Genomic DNA, 3289 nt, shown 5'->3' on the forward strand with positions numbered 1-3289 from the left:
TGTATAGATAGATTAAGCATGTTAATCCTACTGCTATTGGAATAGCAATTAATCCCCCAATAAAAGGGTATACCACAACACAACATGTAAATGCTGTTACAGAAAAAATTTTTCCTATTCTATTCTTTATCAGCTTTATTCCCGCTGCAGTACCTACTACATATGTAACAATTCCTAATGAATTAGGGATTAGTACTATTTTATCTAAGCCAATGTGAAAAATAAAACTTATGAAAATCCCTGTTACTGCGATGAATCCTACTGTCATTAAAGCATGCGTCGGTGTATTACTTTTTTTATTCAAATAACCAAGATAATTAGGTGCAAACCCTTCTTTTCCTAGAGAATAACCAAGCCGACTCATACTTGCAACGAATGCATTCGTTGTACCTAAACAAATCATAAAAGCCACGAATCCAACTAACCATGAAGATTGGTCACCTAACGCGTTTTTTATAACGATTACAAGGGCAGTACTATTATCAGACTCTATAGAATATGATCCTGTCCCGATTACTGAAATGGCAATTCCAAAATATAAAACACCAATAATGACAATAGCAATCCCTGTAGAAAAAATAATATTTCTTTTTCTTGGAGATTTAAATTCAGGTGCTAAACTTGAAATGGCCTCCCACCCAAAGAAAGACCAAAATATTAATAATGAAGCATGTAAAATAGGTTGTAATTCATTTACTGAAACGTTCACGTTTATATTCTTCATTTCAATAGCAGGTATGGAGCAAACAATTGTTACGAGTAAGAGAAGAAAAGTTAAGACACCTATACATACTTGGAAGACTCCACCCATTCTGAACCCGAAGAAATTTGAGCAAATAGCTATACTTAATATAAGAATGGCTAGCACATATGCAAAATAAACAGGCAAATTGAAGACCTTAGCAATATACACCCCGCCTGTTAGAGACACGATAATTTGCCCAACACTTCCAGCAATAAAAAAACACCATCCTATTATAGCCCCAACATTTTTTCCAAAAGCTTTTTCAGAAAATGTTGCAATTCCACCTGCACTAGGATACTCAATAGACAAAAATGCAAAAGTAAACGCAAGCGGAATACTGAGAAAAATCATTAAGAACCAAGAAATAATAGCATTTCCCCCTGCTATACTCGCTGTCATACCTGGCAAAATAAGAATTCCTGATCCTAAAACAGCTCCCACATATAAAGCGGTACCCTTTCCAATAGAAATCGTTTCTTTAAAATCATTAGACATTCTAAGCACCTCCATTTATATTTAAATTATAGAAAGTTATCAATCTATTTTATATTCAAAAATGAACATAAATTTCTTCGGAACTTTATATTATGAAGTTATTTTAGTTATTTATTTTCAGTTTCATAAAGGAGTATACGTTATGGATGCAATCGATAAAAAGATAATTTTACTTTTACAAGAAGATGCCAGAATGACAATTAAAGAAATGACTGAACATTTACATCTTAGTCGTCCGAGTGTTACCGAAAGAATAAAACGATTACATGATGCGGGAATAATCGAAAAATATACAGCACGTATTTCCCCAGATGCCGTTGATAAAGGAATTCAAGCGTTTTTAAGAATAGAGAACTTAAACATTCCATGTAAAAAATTCGAAGAAAAAGTATATAACGAACATAGAATACTTGAATGTCACCGAGTAACAGGAGAAAGTAGCTATTACTTAAGAGTAGCTGTGCAATCAATGAAAGAATTAGAATCATTAATCGATATTGTAATCCCCTTTGGTACAGTAAAAACCTCTATGATACTCTCCTCACCAATCCCTTACAGACCAATTATTGTAGAATAGGCATAAGAAAGGAGTGGTCCTTATGACCACTCCTTTCTACTTTAAATTTTTATCAAACTATGACTTTACTTGTTTATTTTCAAATTTCATTTACCCATTCAGGATGATCAATAAATGGATTACGGTTATGTTGATATTTTGTAAAAATGATTTCATCACTAGTAGCTACATAGCACTAAAAAAGGATTGATCCAAAAGATCAATCCTTTACTCTACTTCATTTAAGAAGAACAAAGCTAAAACGCCTGGTCCTGTGTGTGCACCAATTGCTGATCCAATTGTATTTACAATAAACACTTCACATCCAAATCTTTCAGTGATTAATACTTTTAATGCATTCGCAGTTTCTAAATCATCACCGTGTGTAATGCCAATTGTTTGACCTTTAAGTTCTTTTCCTCGCTCTTCCATTATATCGACAATTCGGCCTAGCACTTTCTTTCTACCTCTTATTTTTTCAAGTGGTACAAGCTGGCCTTCTTCAACATTTAAAATCGGCTTAATATTTAATAAGCCTCCAATAAACCCAGCTACCTTACTTAAACGCCCGCCTCTTACTAAATACTGCAAGTCAGCTACAGTAAAGATGTGCTCCATATGTTTTGTTAGAAAAGCAATACGGTTCAAGATTTCTTCTTTTGATGCACCCTCTTTAGCCATTTTTGCTGATTCTAGTACAACAAAACCTTGACCAAGTGAAGCACATTTCGTATTAATAATTTCTAAATCGAAATCTGCATATGTTTCTTGTACTTCTTCTTTAATAACAACTGAAGATTGATATGTACCAGAAAGTTCAGATGAGAAAGCTAAATATATACAAGGTGTACCTTGCTTTGCATATGTAATGAATTTTTCTTGGAATGTTTCTAATGATGGCAGCGATGTTTTATACACTTCGCCTTCTCTCATCTTTTGCAATAATTGAACCGATTCTAATGTCACTCCATCTAAATACTCTGTTTCTGCCTCATCATATACACGAAGTGGAATTAAATCTATATCATAAGCTTGCAGCAATTCTTTCGGTAAGTCAGCCGCACTATCCGTAATGATTTTAACACTCATTTTTAAACCTCTATTCTGTTATAAGTATACTAAAATAAGAACATTTACCTTTAAATTATATACGTAAAACAAGAATGAAGAAAGAGAAAGTATTCTATATTCTATGCTCGAAATGTTCAGAAATTCATTTTAACTCAATAATTACTTTTGTAAATCTCCCGCAAATAAACACCCTTAAGTTCCATTACAATTCACATACTTCTATATATAATATAGAATATCAGAGTTTTACAAGGGGGATAATGTTATGGGAATTCAATTTGCTACATTAGAAGATTTAGAGTGGATTAATGATCAATATACGTCTGTAGGATTTGTTCCGAGTGATTTAAAACAAGATAACGTCGCAATTATTACATACAACGGAGAACAAGCTGGATTAGGACGTTTAGTTTATATTGATG

At 32.9% G+C, this 3289-nt stretch carries 3 protein-coding genes and 2 pseudogenes; 2 read left to right on the plus strand and 3 right to left on the minus strand.

Annotation, left to right across the window (positions count from 1 at the left end):
- Positions 1 to 1240: APC family permease (locus tag V7183_RS25485; protein ID WP_335361279.1), on the minus strand; the 1240-nt coding region annotated here is incomplete at its 3' end.
- Positions 1241 to 1382: 142 nt separating this feature from the next.
- Here V7183_RS25485 and V7183_RS25490 point away from each other — a divergent pair.
- Positions 1383 to 1817 (plus strand): Lrp/AsnC family transcriptional regulator, encoded by a 435-nt coding sequence (locus V7183_RS25490; RefSeq protein ID WP_335361280.1) that lies wholly within the window; start codon positions 1383 to 1385, stop codon positions 1815 to 1817.
- Positions 1818 to 1896: 79 nt separating this feature from the next.
- Here the strand turns inward: V7183_RS25490 and V7183_RS25495 are convergent.
- Together V7183_RS25495 and V7183_RS25500 are read right to left on the minus strand one after the other, a co-directional pair.
- Positions 1897 to 1974, minus strand: a pseudogene (locus V7183_RS25495) (ribonuclease); the annotation flags it as partial.
- 50 nt (positions 1975 to 2024) lie between these two features.
- The gene (locus V7183_RS25500) at positions 2025 to 2885 is read right to left on the minus strand and encodes a DegV family protein (protein WP_335361281.1); all 861 of its coding nucleotides are present in this window, start codon (positions 2883 to 2885) and stop codon (positions 2025 to 2027) included.
- Positions 2886 to 3132: 247 nt separating this feature from the next.
- Here V7183_RS25500 and V7183_RS25505 point away from each other — a divergent pair.
- Positions 3133 to 3289, plus strand: a pseudogene (locus tag V7183_RS25505) (GNAT family N-acetyltransferase); the annotation flags it as partial.

Origin of the sequence: Bacillus sp. JJ1127, from assembly GCF_036965845.1 — a bacterium.
Lineage (GTDB): Bacteria > Bacillota > Bacilli > Bacillales > Bacillaceae_G > Bacillus_A.

Coding starts and splice junctions, on each gene's coding strand:
- V7183_RS25500 (WP_335361281.1), bottom strand. CDS start 2,885: ATGAGTGTTAAAATCATTACGGATAGTGCGGCTGACTTACCGAAAGAA.
- V7183_RS25490 (WP_335361280.1), top strand. CDS start 1,383: ATGGATGCAATCGATAAAAAGATAATTTTACTTTTACAAGAAGATGCC.